Annotated in this window: 14 protein-coding genes; 10 read left to right on the top strand and 4 right to left on the bottom strand. The window is 69.8% G+C overall.

Annotated features, from left to right (window positions below; all coding sequences use genetic code 11):
• Positions 1 to 4: 4 nt before the first annotated feature.
• The 5 genes from ABH937_RS18080 (at position 5) to pip (ending at position 7,243) form a co-directional block, all read left to right on the top strand.
• Entirely contained in the window at positions 5 to 877 is an 873-nt protein-coding gene (locus ABH937_RS18080; RefSeq protein WP_370218799.1) for a carbohydrate ABC transporter permease, read from the top strand.
• Complete coding sequence (locus ABH937_RS18075) at positions 877 to 1,827, top strand: carbohydrate ABC transporter permease (protein WP_370218798.1); 951 nt, start codon at positions 877 to 879, stop codon at positions 1,825 to 1,827. Before ABH937_RS18080 ends, ABH937_RS18075 begins: the two co-directional genes overlap by 1 nt.
• Before the next feature lie 49 nt (positions 1,828 to 1,876).
• Complete coding sequence (locus ABH937_RS18070; protein ID WP_280690143.1) at positions 1,877 to 3,136, top strand: glycosyl hydrolase; 1,260 nt, start codon at positions 1,877 to 1,879, stop codon at positions 3,134 to 3,136.
• A 34-nt stretch (positions 3,137 to 3,170) separates the two neighbouring features.
• Entirely contained in the window at positions 3,171 to 6,203 is a 3,033-nt protein-coding gene (locus tag ABH937_RS18065; RefSeq protein WP_370218797.1) for an alpha-mannosidase, read from the top strand.
• Between the two features lie 80 nt (positions 6,204 to 6,283).
• Entirely contained in the window at positions 6,284 to 7,243 is a 960-nt protein-coding gene (gene pip, locus ABH937_RS18060; protein WP_370218796.1) for a prolyl aminopeptidase, read from the top strand.
• Positions 7,244 to 7,315: 72 nt separating this feature from the next.
• Here the strand turns inward: pip and ABH937_RS18055 are convergent, their stop codons facing one another.
• On the bottom strand, positions 7,316 to 7,717 hold the full coding sequence (locus ABH937_RS18055) for a hypothetical protein (protein ID WP_280690146.1): 402 nt from the start codon (positions 7,715 to 7,717) through the stop codon (positions 7,316 to 7,318).
• A gap of 162 nt (positions 7,718 to 7,879) precedes the next feature.
• Here ABH937_RS18055 and ABH937_RS18050 point away from each other — a divergent pair, with 162 nt between their 5' ends.
• Positions 7,880 to 8,122 (top strand): hypothetical protein, encoded by a 243-nt coding sequence (locus tag ABH937_RS18050; RefSeq protein ID WP_280690147.1) that lies wholly within the window; start codon positions 7,880 to 7,882, stop codon positions 8,120 to 8,122.
• Between the two features lie 196 nt (positions 8,123 to 8,318).
• Here the strand turns inward: ABH937_RS18050 and ABH937_RS18045 are convergent, their stop codons facing one another.
• Positions 8,319 to 8,903 carry a winged helix-turn-helix domain-containing protein gene (locus ABH937_RS18045; protein ID WP_280690148.1) on the bottom strand — a complete coding sequence of 195 codons (585 nt, stop codon included), beginning with the start codon at positions 8,901 to 8,903 and terminating at the stop codon, positions 8,319 to 8,321.
• Positions 8,904 to 8,976: 73 nt separating this feature from the next.
• On the opposite strand from ABH937_RS18045, the gene ABH937_RS18040 reads away from it, so the two are divergent.
• Together ABH937_RS18040 and ABH937_RS18035 are read left to right on the top strand one after the other, a co-directional pair.
• On the top strand, positions 8,977 to 9,555 hold the full coding sequence (locus ABH937_RS18040; RefSeq protein ID WP_370218795.1) for a dienelactone hydrolase family protein: 579 nt from the start codon (positions 8,977 to 8,979) through the stop codon (positions 9,553 to 9,555).
• Between the two features lie 242 nt (positions 9,556 to 9,797).
• Positions 9,798 to 10,289 (top strand): nucleotidyltransferase domain-containing protein, encoded by a 492-nt coding sequence (locus tag ABH937_RS18035; RefSeq protein ID WP_370218831.1) that lies wholly within the window; start codon positions 9,798 to 9,800, stop codon positions 10,287 to 10,289.
• 547 nt (positions 10,290 to 10,836) lie between these two features.
• Here ABH937_RS18035 and ABH937_RS18030 read toward each other — a convergent pair.
• Positions 10,837 to 11,382, bottom strand: a complete 546-nt coding sequence (locus ABH937_RS18030; protein WP_370218794.1) for a GNAT family N-acetyltransferase — start codon at positions 11,380 to 11,382, stop codon at positions 10,837 to 10,839.
• A gap of 397 nt (positions 11,383 to 11,779) precedes the next feature.
• Between ABH937_RS18030 and cutA the strand changes: the two genes are divergently transcribed.
• Positions 11,780 to 12,250, top strand: coding sequence for a divalent cation tolerance protein CutA (gene cutA, locus ABH937_RS18025; RefSeq protein ID WP_370218830.1), 471 nt, complete (start codon positions 11,780 to 11,782; stop codon positions 12,248 to 12,250).
• On the top strand, positions 12,217 to 12,864 hold the full coding sequence (locus ABH937_RS18020) for an NUDIX hydrolase (RefSeq protein ID WP_370218829.1): 648 nt from the start codon (positions 12,217 to 12,219) through the stop codon (positions 12,862 to 12,864). Before cutA ends, ABH937_RS18020 begins: the two co-directional genes overlap by 34 nt.
• Here the strand turns inward: ABH937_RS18020 and ABH937_RS18015 are convergent.
• On the bottom strand, positions 12,861 to 13,829 hold the full coding sequence (locus tag ABH937_RS18015; protein WP_370218793.1) for a hypothetical protein: 969 nt from the start codon (positions 13,827 to 13,829) through the stop codon (positions 12,861 to 12,863). The genes ABH937_RS18020 and ABH937_RS18015 overlap by 4 nt on opposite strands.
• Between the last annotated feature and the right edge of the window lie 351 nt (positions 13,830 to 14,180).

Below are 14,180 nucleotides of genomic sequence, written 5' to 3'. Positions count from 1 at the left end.
CTCGATGAAGGCCCACCGCTGGTACACCCCTTGGCTGTTGACCGCCCCGGCACTGATCTGGCTGGCCGTCTTCAGCCTCTGGCCCGCGCTCAACACGGGGGTCCTCTCCTTCACCAACGTGCACACGCTCAGCGGCGGGCAGTTCATCGGAGTGCGCAACTACGTGCTGATGTGGCAGGACCCGCAGCTGCGCGACGCGATCCTGAACACCGTGATCTTCATGGTGGTCTGCGTCCCGCTGCTGACCTTCCTGCCGCTGCTGCTGGCCCTGCTGGTCCAGCGCACCCTGCCGTTCATGGGCTTCTTCCGGACCGTCTTCTACTTCCCGGTGATCGCCTCCGCCGTGGTGGTCGCGCTGATCTGGCAGTGGCTGCTGGACGACCGCGGGCTGGTCAACGGGCTGGGCAGGCAGGCGGGCCTGATCCACCACACCCTGCCCTTCCTCACCGACCGCTGGCTGCTGCTCTCCAGCGCCATCGCGCTCACCGTCTGGAAGGGCCTGGGGTACTACATGGTGCTCTACCTGTCGGCGCTCGGGAACGTGCGCCGCGAGCTGCACGAGGCGGCGGCGGTGGACGGCGCGGGCACCGTGCGGCGGTTCTGGTCGGTGACCGTACCGGGCGTGCGCGGCACCATGGCGCTGGTCTCGGTGCTGATCGCGGTCAACGCGATGCGCGTCTTCACCGAGCTGTACGTGCTGGGCGGGCGCACCGGCGGTGTCGGCGGCCAGGACGTGTCGTTGGTGATGCTGATCCAGCAGGCCGCCTCGGGCAGCGACGGCCGGATCGGCTACGCCTCGGCGCTCAGCGTGCTGCTCTTCGTGCTGACCGTCGGCCCGTTGCTGCTGCTCGCCCGCTGGAACCGGAGGACCGACTGATGACCACCGTCTCCGAACACCGCGCCGAGGCCGGCCCGAGCACGCCGCCGCGCGGGCGATCCGGGCGCGGGCGATCCGGGCGCGGGCGATCCGGGCGCGGTCGCCGGCGCTCGCCGGTGTTCGACGCGGTGACCCCGCTGGGCCTGGCCGCCCGCTACCTGACCCTGCTGGTGATCCTGGCGATCACGGTCGGGCCGATGCTCTGGGAGTTCTCCACCTCGCTGAAGAGCGCCTACGAGGACGTCTACACCGCCACCCCCCGGCTGCTGCCGCAACACCCGACCTTCGGCAACTACGGGCACGTGGCGCGGCTGATCCCGGTGGGCCACTTCGCGCTGAACTCGGTGATCGTCGCGGTGCTGGACGTGGCCGGCAACGTGCTGGGCGCCACCGCCGCCGGCTACGCGCTGGCCCGGCTGCCGTTCCGCGGCCGGCGCCTGCTGCTGGGCCTGTTCCTCTCCACCCTGGTGCTGCCCGGCGAGGTGACGATCATCTCGCAGTACCAGACGGTGACCAGGCTCGGCTTCGGCGACTCGCTGCTCGGCGTGGCGCTGCCCGCGATGATCGGCGCGTTGAACGTGCTGCTGATGCGCAACGCCTTCCGGTCCATCCCCGCCGAGCTGGAGGAGGCGGCGGTGATCGACGGCGCCACCGTCTGGCAGCGGCTGCGCCACATCGCCCTGCCCGGCGTCAAGGGCACGCTGAGCGTGATCGTGATCCTCACCTTCATCGGCGCCTGGGACGACTTCCTGTGGCCGCTGCTGGTGCTGCAGAGCCCCGACAAGCTGACCCTCACCGTCGGACTCTCCTATCTGCAGGGCGCCCTGGTGGCCGACCCGCGCGCGATCGCGGCCGGCGCGATGATCGCCCTGCTGCCCGTCCTGGTGCTCTTCGTGACGCTGCAACGGTTCTTCTTCCGCGGCGTCGGCGAGGGCGCGGTGAAGGGCTGACGTGGCGGTGCAAGGCTGGCCTGTTGGCCGACGACGACCGGAGTCTTTGATGACCGACGAGCTGACCGGACCCCGGTTCGGCGTCAACTACACGCCCTCGCGCGGGTGGTTCCACCACTGGCTGGACTTCGACCTGGACGCGGTGCGGGCCGATCTGGACGCGATCGCCGCCCTCGGCCTGGACCACCTGCGGGTCTTCCCGCTCTGGCCGCTCTTCCAGCCCAACCGCACGCTGATCCGCCCGCGCGCCGTCGAGCAGTTGGTCTCCCTGGTGGACGCGGCCGGTGAGCGCGGCCTGTCCGTCGCGGTGGACGGACTGCAGGGACACCTGTCCAGCTTCGACTTCCTGCCCTCGTGGACGGCCACCTGGCACCGGCGCAGCCTCTTCACCGACCCCGAGGTGGTCGAGGGACAGGCGGCCTACCTGGGCACGCTGGCCACGGCGCTGGCCGAGCGGGACAACTTCATCGGGCTGACCATCGGCAACGAGATCAACCAGTTCGCCGGCGACCCGCACCCCGATCCGGACCGGATCACCCCCGACCAGGCCGCCGCCTGGCTGCGCCGGCTGCTGGCCGCCTGCGAGCAGGGCGCCCCGGGCCGGCTGCACCTGCACGCCGAGTACGACGCGGCCTGGTACCAGGACGACCATCCGTTCACCCCGGCCCAGGCGGCCCGGATCGGCGCCGCCACCGCCGTGCACTCCTGGGTGTTCAACGGCACCGCCCAGCGCTACGGCGCGGACTCGGTGGCGACCGGGCAGCACGCCGCCTACCTGGTCGAGCTCGCCAAGGCCTGGGCCGACGACCCGCACCGCCCGGTCTGGCTGCAGGAGGTCGGCGCCCCCGCCCCGCACATCGCCGCCGAACGGGCCGGCGAGTTCACCCGGACCACGGTGGCGGCCGCGCTGGACTGCCCGGACCTGTGGGGCGTCACCTGGTGGTGCTCGCACGATGTGGACCGCTCGCTCGCCGACTTCCCCGAACTGGAGTACAGCCTGGGTCTGCTGACCACCGATCAGCAGACCAAACCCGCCGGTCGGGAGCTGGCCGCGGCGGTGGCCGAGGCCCGGGCCGGCTGGTGCGCGCCGCCACCCCGGAGCACCGCGCTGGTCCTCGAGCTGCCGGACGAGGCGCCCAAGCGGTCCACCTGCGCCCCGGGCGGCGCCTTCTTCGAGGCCTTCATGCGGCTGACCGCCGACGGCGCCCGGCCCACCACGCTGCTGGCCGAGCGCGTGGCGGACCCCGTGCACCTGGCCGCGCGGGGTATCACCGAAATCGTCACGGTCGAGGACCTCGGCCGCTCCTGACCCACCGTCAGCCGACCTTTCCCTGGGAGCCCTCATGCACGACGACCGCAGCCTGGTCGAGTCCCGTCTCAAGCGCGTGCTCGACGAGCGCATCCGCCCCGCGGTCCATCCGGAGTCCGTCCCGCTCGAGGTCGGCATCTGGACCGCGCCCGACGAGCCGGTCCCGGTCGCCGAGGGTCTGGCCGCGCCGCGCACTCCGATCGCGGCCGGCGAGCGCTGGGGCGCGCCCTGGAGCACCAGCTGGCTGACCGTCACGGGCACGGTGCCGACCGCCTGGGCCGGGCGCACCGTGGAGGCGATCATCGACCTGGGTTTCGACAAGAACATGCCCGGCTTCCAGTGCGAGGGCCTGGTCTACCGGCCGGACGGCACGCCGGTGAAGGGGCTGAACCCGAACAACCAGTGGGTGCGGGTCGCCGCGCCCGCCGTGGGTGGTGAGGCGGTGCTGTTGCACGTCGAGGCGGCGGCCAACCCGGTGGTCCTGGACTACCACCCGTTCCTGCCCACCGGCCTGGGAGACAAGGCCACCGCCGGCAGCGAGCCGCAGTACCGGCTGGCCCGGCTGGAGTTGGTGGTCTTCGACGAGACCGTCTGGCAGCTGGCACTCGATCTGGAGGTGCTGGGCGAGCTGATGGCCGAGCTGCCGGTGGACGGCGCCCGGCGCTGGGAGCTGCTGCGGGCCGTCGAACGCGCGCTGGACGCCATCGACCTTCAGGACGTCAACGCGACTGCTGCGGCGGCCCGTTCGCAGCTCGCCGAGGTGCTCGCCGCACCCGCCGTGCCGTCCGCGCACCGGATCAGCGCGGTCGGCCACGCGCACATCGACTCGGCCTGGCTCTGGCCGCTGCGCGAGACGGTCCGCAAGGTGGCGCGGACCACCGCCAACATGACCGCGCTGCTCACGGACGAGCCGGACTTCGTCTACACCATGTCCCAGGCCCAGCAGTACGCCTGGATCAAGGAGCACCGGCCCGAGGTCTACGCGAAGGTCAAGCAGGCAGTGGCCGAGGGACGGTTCGTGCCGGCCGGCGGGATGTGGGTGGAGTCGGACACCAACATGCCGGGCTCGGAGGCGATGGCTCGTCAGTTCGTCCACGGCAAGCGGTTCTTCCTGGAGGAGTTCGGCGTCGAGAACGAGGAGGCCTGGCTCCCCGACACCTTCGGCTTCACCGGCGGGCTGCCGCAGATCATCAAGGCGGCCGGCTCGAAGTGGCTGCTGACCCAGAAGATCTCCTGGAGCCAGGTCAACTCCTTCCCGCACCACACCTTCTGGTGGGAGGGCATCGACGGGAGCCGGATCTACACCCACTTCCCGCCGATCGACACCTACAACTGCTCGATGAAGGGCAGCGAGATCGCGCACGCCGCCCGCAACTTCAAGGACAAGGGCCGAGCCACCCGCTCGCTGGCGCCGACCGGCTGGGGCGACGGCGGTGGCGGCACCACCCGCGAGATGATCGCCAAGGCGGCCCGGCTGCGGGACCTGGAGGGCTCGGCCACCGTCCGGTGGGAGAAGCCGGCCGAGTTCTTCGCCAAGGCACAGGCCGAGTACCCCGAACCGCCGGTCTGGGTCGGCGAGCTCTACCTGGAGCTGCACCGCGCCACGCTGACCAGCCAGGCGAAGACCAAGCAGGGCAACCGGGCCAGCGAGAACCTGCTGCGGGAGGCCGAGCTGTGGGCCGCCACCGCCGCCGTGCGGTGCGGATTCGCCTACCCGTACCAGGAGTTGGACCGGATCTGGAAGACCGTGCTGCTGCACCAGTTCCACGACATCCTGCCCGGCTCCTCGATCGCCTGGGTGCACCGGGAGGCCGAGCAGACCTACGCGGCGGTGGCCGAGGAGCTGACCGGGATCATCACGGTCGCCCAGCGGGCGCTGGCAGGTGACGGTGCATCAGGTCATGAGGTCGTCTTCAACGCGACACCGCACGAGCGTTCGGGCATCGCGGCCGGCGGTGCCCGGGAGGTGGTCGACTCCGCGGGTGACTGCTCGCTGCACGCGCGGCCGGCGGGCGGGTTCGTGCTGTCGAACGGGCTGCTGCGGGTCGAGGTGGACGGGCGCGGGCTGGTCGTCTCGGCCTACGACCTGGCCGGGCGACGCGAGACGATCGCCCCCGGCGCCGCCGCCAACCTGCTGCAACTGCACCCGGACTTCCCGAACATGTGGGACGCCTGGGACGTCGACCAGTTCTACCGCAACACCGTCACCGACCTGACCGACCTGGACGAGCTGGCGATCGCCGCCGACAAGCCGCAGGCGGTGGCGGTGCGGGTGGCCCGCTCGTTCGGCGACTCGCGGGTGACCCAGACCCTGACCCTGACCGCCGGCGCCAAGCGGCTCGACCTGGACACCGAGGTGGACTGGCACGAGACGGAGAAGTTCCTCAAGGCCGCCTTCCCGCTCGACCTGCACACCGAGCGGTACGCCGCCGAGACCCAGTTCGGCCACCAGTACCGCGCCACCCACACCAACACCAGCTGGGAGGCGGCCAAGTTCGAGGCCTGCAACCACCGCTTCACCCACTTCGCCGAGCCCGGCTGGGGCGTGGCGCTGGTCACCGCCTCCACCTACGGCCACGACGTGACCCGCACCGTGCGCGCGGCGGACCACGGCACCACCACCACGGTCCGCGTCTCGCTGCTGCGCGCCCCGCGCTTCCCCGACCCGCAGACCGACCAGGGCCTGCACCGGTTCCGGCACGCCCTGGTGCCGGGCGCGACGATCGGCGACGCGGTGCGGGAGGGGTACGCCATCAACCTGCCCGAGCGGCGGCTGCCGGGCGACGCCGAGGTCGCGCCGCTGGTCGGCGTGGACAACGACGCGGTGGTGGTCAGCGCCGTCAAGCTGGCCGACGACGCGAGCGGCGACGTGGTGGTGCGGCTCTACGAGGCGCACGGCGGCCGGGCCCGGACCGCGCTGCGCGCCTCGTTCCCGCTCTCCGCCGTGCGGGCCTGCGATCTGCTGGAACGCCCGCTCGGCGAGGGGGATCCCGAACTCGCCGAAGGCGCGGTGGAGCTGACGCTACGCCCGTTCCAGCTGGTGACCCTTCGACTGGTGCGCGGTTGAGGCTCAACGCCCTTGTCCAGGCGTCAGGTTGGGAGAAAATCAGGGGACTCGACCACGATCTCGCCCTAGGATCGACGGTTATGGTTGATCTCTACCCTCCCACCAGTCCATACGACCATGGATTTATCGACACCGGAGACGGCAACCGCGTCTACTACGAACAGCTCGGCAACCCCGGAGGCAAGCCCGCCCTCTACGTCCACGGCGGCCCGGGGGCGGGCGCCCCGCAGCGGCCGACCAGGGCCTGGGACCCCGAGCGCTACCGCGTCATCCGCTTCGACCAGCGCAACTGCGGTCGCAGCACCCCGCACGCCAGCGATCCGGCGGCGGACATGAGCCTGAACACCACGCAGCACCTGATCGACGACATGGAGCAGCTGCGCGAACACCTCGGCATCGAGCGGTGGTTGCTGGACGGCGCCTCCTGGGGCTCGACGCTCATCCTGGCCTATGCGCAGCAGCACCCCGAGCGGGTCAGCGAGATCGCCATCCAGGCGGTGACGATGACCCGCCCCGCCGAGACCTACTGGCTCTACCGGGGAGCCGGGCGGTTCTACCCCGAAGCCTGGGACCGGTTCCGCGACGGCGTCCCCGAGGACGAGCGGGACGGCGACCTGCTCGCGGCCTACGCACGGCTGATGGAGAACCCCGACCGGGCCGTCCGGGCGAAGGCCGCCGCCGACTGGCTGGCCTGGGAGGACGCGGTCATCTCGAACGAGCCCAACGGCTCGCCCGGCATGTACAGCGATCGCGACGTCGACGCGCAGATCGCGTTCGTCCGGATCTGCGCCCACTTCTTCAGCAACGGTGCCTGGCTGGAGGAGGACCAACTACTGCGCAACGCCCACAAGCTGGCCGGGATCCCGGCGGTGCTGGTCCACGGCCGGCACGACATGGGCAGCCCGGTGGAGACGGCGTGGGAGCTGGCGAAGGTGTGGCCGGACGCACGGCTGCGCATCTTCGAAGACTCAGGACACATCGGAGGCGAGGCGATGCGGGAGGCTTCACGGGCGGCCATCGAGGAGTTCAAGAACCGCTGACCCGGGCGATCCGGCTGAGCCTGCGAAGGGGCCCGCTGCGGCGAGCCCCTTCGCGGGCTGATGCCTACGCGGTCACCACCGGTCGATGCCCATCACCTTCGCCGCGTCGTGGATGGCGTTGTAGTGCGGAGTCGACATGTCGGACTTCTTGTCCTTCGGCGGAAGGTTCCGGTCGGTCTGCCGGAACTCGTCGCGCGCCGCGGCGAGCAGGCTGGTTCCGTAGCCGACCGGCACGTCGGCCTTCCCGTGGACAGGGTGCGACTTGGCCGCGGTCTGGCTTCCGGCGTTGGCCAGGATGCTCCGAGCCTGGTTGTAGGCGGCCGGCTTGATCGTCTTCGGGTTCCGGTTCTCCGCCAGTGCCCGAGCACCGGTCGTGACCACCGGGGACGAGCCAGCCGTGGCGGCATGGCTGGAGGCGGGTACAGCCACCGACAGGAGGGCGGAGGCAACCAGGGCGCCAAGGGCAGTCGTCATGCGTCGAGCGTTCATGATCTGTTCAACGGCGTAGCAGGAGGCGGGTAACGCCGGTTGACGGCCTGTCATCCTGCGGCGCCGGCGTCACCTGTCCACCGCGTTCGCCCGACGACATCGCGCCCGCGCACGCCGCCGGCCTGCACACTGCGCACTGGGGGGTGGATGCGGGCGAGGTGCTCGGGTCGGGCACCGCCTCCCGCTGACCCCCGGGCGGACAACCTGGGCCTACGCCACGAGTGGATCTTCGACAAGACCACGTTCGCCTACCTCGGCGAACGCGCCTACCTCGTCCGTGACACCGTCAACGGCAAGAAGGGCATGCTCATCAGCCTCAGCGCCGTTCTCGCCCGCGGCGTCGCCGACTCCGCCGGGAGCCCGCCGGTCACCCTGGTGACCTCGGGCTGACCGGCCGCCTGTGCGGCCGGTCCCCGGCGTTCCCGAACCGGTGAGCGGGCTGCCGGACGGATCACATCAGCGGCCCGTGCCGCGTCGATCTCTCGCGAACCGCGCTGATGCACCAACTGCCGGAGACGCCATGCCGCGTCGACCGGCGGGGAAGGGTGCGCGGACCGGGGCGAGCTGGAGCGGACGAGCCGACACGTCAGCCCTGTTCTCCGGCTTCCGGGCTCGGCGGCAGGGTCGGGTAGTCGGGGATCGGATACACGCCGACGGCGAACCCGTGGACCGTCTCGCCGGAACGCGGCAGCTTGTCGAACTCGTGGATCACCTGCTCGATGCGCTCCCAGAACTCGGCCGCCTGCTCCTCGGAGATCCGGGCCCGCCGGATGAACTGACGCAGCTGCCCGAGCTCGTACGCCGCAGCCGATTCCTTCGCCGCCACCTCGAAATCGTTGAAGTCCGGCGGCAGCGCGCCGCCGGTCGTCTGCCGGCCGAGGCCGACGAAGAACATCCGCGCGGTGCGGCCGTAGTAGCGCTCCTCGATCGCCCGGACCCGGCGGGTCCGCACCACGCGCAGCAGACCGGCCTTGGCCAGGACCCCGACGTGATGCGCGACGGTGCTCTTCGGCCGCTTGACCGCGGCGGCGAGCTCGGTGACGGTCGCGGCGCGCTCGTGCAGCAGGCCGAGGATGGTGGTGCGCAGCGGGTCACTGATGGCCCGCACCTGTTCGGCGCTGGTGAGCTCGATCGTCTCATCGAGGTCGTAGTCCGGAGTGTTGCTCGACATGGTCGAATGAGACTAGCATCGTCGATTGTTCGAGAAATTTGGATCGTTCAGCGAAGTCGAAAGCGGGCAGGCCATGGCCGAGGTTGTGCTGTTCCACCACGCTCAGGGGCTGACCCCCGGAGTCGAGGCCTTCGCGGCCGAGCTCCGCCGGGCAGGCCACACCGTCCACGTCCCGGACCTCTATGAGGGGCACACCTTCGACACCCTGGAGCAGGGCATCGGCTACGCGAGCCGGACCGGGTTCGGCACCATCATGGAGCGCGGCCTCGCCGCTGCCGCGTCGCTCGGTAGCGAGGTGGTCTATGCGGGCTTCTCCCTCGGCGTCATGCCGGCCCAGCGCCTGGCCCAGACCCGCGCCGGCGCCAAGGGTGCTCTGCTGTTCCACTCCTGCCTCCCGGTGTCGGAGTTCGCCGAGGCCTGGCCGGCCGACGTCCCGGTGCAGGTGCACGGGATGGACGGTGACCCGTTCTTCGCCGACGAGGGCGACCTCGACGCCGCCAAGGAGCTGACCGCCGCCACTGAGCGCGCCGAACTGTTCCTCTACCCCGGCAAGCAGCACCTGTTCGCAGACTCCTCGCTGCCGTCGTACGACCAGGCTGCGGCCGAGTTGCTCACCCGGCGTGTCATCGAGTTCCTCGACGGCCTGCGGTAGGCGGGGTCCGCGTCGCGGGCATCCTCATCCGGCCGGCCCGGTGATCCGAGTTCAGGGAGGCTTCGCCATCCTCGAACGTGCTGGTCGGGGGTGCTGGCGTGGCAGCTCTCCGAGGTGCTCGCGCTGGTCGTGGGCGGGAGTCTGTGGTCTTGATCGTCTGCCCGGGTGGGGCTGGAGCGGCGGTGCTGGCGGCAGCAAATCCGCTCGCCCGCCCAGGCGATCGGCGTTAGCGTCCGCGGGTGATGACAGCAGACGACGTACTGGCCATCCTCGCCATGCTGCGGCGGGCGGAGGTGGACACCTGGATCGGTGGTGGCTGGGGCGTCGATGCCCTCATTGGTGAGCAGACTCGCCAGCACCGTGACCTGGACCTGATGCACCGGAAGGACCAGGAGCCAGCGGTGATGGCGGCGCTCGCGGAAGCCGGCTTCGCCGAGACCCTCGATTGGCGGCCGGTGCGGTTCGTGGTCACCGACCCAAGCGGTCGAGAGATCGATCTGCACCCGCTGGTCTTCGCCGCCGACGGGTCCGCGGTCCAGGCCTCTACCGACGCCGAGCACCCATTCACCTATCCCGCCTCGTGCCTTGTCACGGGAAAGATCCGGGGGACCGTCGTTGGCTGCCTGTCACCCGAACAGCAGGTCTACTTCCACCAGGGCTACGAACCGGCGGATCGCGACCGTCACGACATGACACAACTCCGACAGGCCTTCGCCATCGCCACCCACTTCTGACCACCCTCTGAGCTGGCGGTTCCCGGACTACGGGACACGCTTGTTGGAGCCAAGTGGTCACGCTCGTTGATCTACCCGGGCGCCCCAAGCGGGGAGTCCAGCCGCGCTTGCTCCGTACCACCTGGCGCGCCTCCCCCTCGTGCCGGGTTCGGAGCGGAGTCGGCTCCCGTAGCGTTCGTGGAGGGGTGTTGATCAGATGGCCAGTCCGCTGAGGTAGAGGTCGCCCGCGCAGTCGAGGGTTTCTTCTGGAACGAGAACGTCCCGCCGGCCATGGGGAACCGGCGGGACGAGCTCGCTAAACCTGGATCACCTCAGGCATTGGCATCGCCCGGCCAGCCCTGAGCGCGGGACTCCGTGGAGTCCTCCGAACCGTCCAGCTCATTCGGCTGACTCGGTGTGTCCACAGAGTCGGTGCTGACCTCGGTCTTGTCGACCGGCGCGATACGGGGTGATACGCGACCTGGATCCACCATGGTGTCCTCCTATGTTGAATGCGCGTGAGTGCGCTTGGTGATTGCCGCTGAAACCCGGTTGGTTCCCGGCAGGTTCATGAGGGGTGGGGGCGGCGCAGTTGCTCACTCGACATCCTGAACAGCAGAAAATCGGCGCGGATGCCACGCTGCTCCACGTACTGGTTCTCCCGACCCTGCTGTTCGAAGCCCACTCGTCGGAGGAGCTTCGCGGACGCCGTGTTGCGGGCGTCGCAGGTGGCCGCGATCCGTTTCACGCCCCTGGCGAAGAGGCGGTCCGCCACAGCGGTCATCGCTTCGGTCGCGTAGCCCCGGTGATGCATGTCGGGGGCCAGCGTGATGCCCACCGTTGCCTGACCACGGCCGCTCTCCGTCGCGACAGCGAGATCACCGATCAGGCCGGGCCGCCGGTACAGCTCGATCGCGTACTGGAAGACGCCGGGCCCGTCGGGATTCTCCGTGAGGTAGCCGGCAACGATCGCCTCTGCCTCCGCTTGATCGATCGGCGAGCACCAGGACTGGTAACGGGCGACACAGGGGTCGGAGCGGTACCGGGCCAGGGCCGGCGCATCGTCACGGCTGAACCGCCGTAGCCGAAGCCGACGGGTCACGATCTCGGTCATCCATCCCTGCCCTGGCAATACCGGATCTCGAAACCGGAACCGCGGCCTGTCAGAAGCAGCTCAATGCGCTGCCGCCGCATGCCTCGGGGGTTGCCTGGCCTGCGGCTTCCACCGCGGTGTGCGGGGCTGAACCCGCATAGGTCGGCGTGGCCGCGATGCCGAGCATCAAGGCCGCCACACCGACTATTACTCGAACTACCCGTCTGAGCACGATGGTCCTCCAAGGCCGCGACTGGAACGCTTGCTCTCAGTAGGTCAGTTGCCGGTAGACGACCGATCAACAACCGATAGACAGAGCAGCCGTCGGAATCGGCACGTGAGGCAGTACCCACCGGGACGATCGCCAAGCGGGACCCTCGATACGCGCCGGCGTCGGCCTCGCGCAGTGGATTCCGCGATGGCGTCGCGCAGGTCCCCGGGCATCGGTGGAACTGCTCACCGAGGCTGCTCATTGCCCGCTGGGTACGCTCTCAAACGACGTCACCCCAAAGGGAGCATCATGGCCGGCTACATCACTGTCCTGACCACCACCGACAGCGCGGCGCGCGCCGAGGAACTTGCCCGCGCCGGTGTGAGCGCGCGGGTCGCGGCCTGCGCCCAGATCGACGGTCCGATCAAGTCTGTGTACTGGTGGGAGGGTTCCGTCCGGGCGGACGAGGAGTGGCGCGTGCTCTACAAGCCGGCACTACCGTCAAACCCGCGGCAACCGACGACAGGATGTCATCGCTGGCCTCGTCGGCATCACCCCCGACTACCTGGGCCAGATCGAACGAGGCCTCAAGATTCCCGCCATTCCGGTCCTGCACGCCATAGGAGAGGGCGGGCTTGTCGTTCATGGCCGCCCGGCCTCTCGTCGGCCGCGCCGTGAGACAGCTCGGCCTCTCTCCCCGCAGAGGCGGCAGTCGAGCATGGCAAGATCGCGCTGTCAGCCCTGCAAGCGAGAGGCGTACGTTGAGCAAGTGGACCGTTTACGGCAGCCGCACCGTCTACACCAGCCCCTGGGTTGAGCTGGACCTGGTCGATGTCGAGCCTCCGGGTCAGCCCCGGTACGAGCACCACTTGGTGAAGTGGGCCCCGGTCGCCGCCACCGTGGTCCTCAACAACCGCGGCGAAGTGCTCATGATGTGGCGCCACCGCTTCGCCACCGACACATGGAACTGGGAGATCCCCTCCGGCATCGTCGAGGACGGCGAGACGCTGGCGGCCGCCGCCGCCCGTGAGGTCGAGGAGGAAACAGGATGGCGCGTCGCGTCGGTCGAGCCGCTGGCATACAACCAGCCGGTCGGCGGCATGTCGAACGCCGAGCACCACGTCTTCCTGGCCCGTGATGCCGTGTTCGTTGCGCCACCCGTCGACACGCACGAGGCCGACCGGATCGAGTGGATTCCGCTCAACAGGATCCAGAACATGATCGACCAGCGGGACATCGTGGCTGGGGTCGCCGTTACCGGTCTGCTGCAGCTCCTGGCCCGGCGCCCCTAACCAGCGTGTGCGGGCACGGCTGCGTTGGTGATTGCATCGCGCAGTTCGCCAACCAGTGGCATGCGGGCCGCGCGAGCGGGAATCGCTGCTGCGACCTCGCGTGCGCGGGAGATCACGATGCCGGTTCGGTGAGCGGTCGGGAGGGATTCCAGTGTGTGAACGCCCACCTGCGCAGCCGTGGCCACCTCTCCCACGCGGATGAGCCCCGCTGCTTGATCAAGCGCGATGAGCGCCCGGTCGAGGTGCTCGACCGGGGCGTACATCGTCAGTGCCTGGTCCAGCGCGTGCTGGGCGCGCCGGGTGTCGCCGAGCACCGTGTGCATGCTTCCGACGTGCCAGCGGAGCTGGCGCTCGGTGTATCCGTAGGCCGTGTCGGCTTTTTGATCATCACTCAGGCGGGCGAACACGCGTTCTGCGATGTGCATCGCCTGGCGGGCATCGTCAGTACGGCCGACACGTGCGAGCGAGCGCGCCTCAAGAGCCGGGGCCCACGCGGCAGTGGCGCACGCACTGCTCCCGGCCACCAGCCGGGCCCGTTCAGCGAGTTCAGCAGCGGCCTGTGGTGAGCCGAAGTAGAACGGGATCACAGCTTCCCGAGCGAGGAGCCACGCTCTCAAAGCGCGGTCGCCGGTCTCCTCGGCGGCCAACTGTGCAGTGCGGAACCATGCGCGAGCCTCGCGGTGCTCGCCGAGCGCGACAAGCGCCATACCCGCGGTGCCTGCCAGCTGTGCAGTTACGTGGCAGAGCCGTCGGCGATACTCGGTGGACTGGCGCCGGGCGAGGTGGTGCTGGATCTCAACGAAATCAAGCACGCTCTCGGCGAGGAGCTGATTCGGTGGGCTCATCTGATACGAATGCCCATGCTCGGCCGCTGAGCGCTCCCACTGCTCCATCATCGTCTCACTGAGGCTCTCACCGAGGGTATCCGTCAGCGACCTGCGCACGTCGCCGAGGGCATCCAGCACAGTTCCGGTAAGCGAAACTCCCGCCGATGCGAACAGACCACGCAGTATTGCGCGCCGATCGGAAATCTCCTTCGGAACGTCACCAGTGGAGGACCGCCTGGGGACCGCAGAAGGTGTCTCTCCGTCGCCCTGGTGCCCTGCTGGGGTGTAGTCCCGGCCGTAACCGAGCCGGTCCGGACGCGTCTCGTACAGACGACATAGGCCGTCCAGATTCACATCACCTGGTCGGCCCCGGCCGACTTCCCACACGGAGAGCTGCTGCATTGTCAGTCGACCCCCGGCCACGACGTACGCCGAGGTTGCCTGTCGTAACGTCCAACCCCGAGCCAGTCGCTGAGCCTGCAGGAGACT

It is taken from the genome of Kitasatospora sp. GAS1066B (assembly GCF_041262605.1).
Lineage (GTDB): Bacteria > Actinomycetota > Actinomycetes > Streptomycetales > Streptomycetaceae > Kitasatospora.
Note: the sequence above shows the minus strand (reverse complement) of the source record. Positions and strands in the feature narration are given on the sequence as shown.